Below are 260 nucleotides of genomic sequence, written 5' to 3' on the forward strand. Positions count from 1 at the left end.
CCCAGGAAAAAAGAGACAACCAGTGTTAAGCGTCGTCGAAAGAAAACCACCACACCCAAAGAGCCGGAAGCAAAACAGGGCGATTATCTGGTGGGAACGGATGAAAACGTGCTGGTTCTTAATCGTACCTACGCCAACCGGAGCAATGCAGAGCGTGCAGCAAAAATGCAGTGGGAACGTCTGCAGCGTGGGGTTGCTTCATTTTCCCTGCAGCTCGCTGAGGGGCGGGCTGATCTCTATACGGAAATGCCGGTGAAGGT

1 pseudogene is annotated in these 260 nt (G+C 53.1%); it reads left to right on the plus strand.

The window, feature by feature from the left end:
* Positions 1 to 260, plus strand: a pseudogene (locus OGY10_RS00125) (phage late control D family protein); the annotation flags it as partial.

The organism is Citrobacter sp. Cpo148 (assembly GCF_030332375.1).
GTDB lineage: Bacteria > Pseudomonadota > Gammaproteobacteria > Enterobacterales > Enterobacteriaceae > Citrobacter > Citrobacter portucalensis.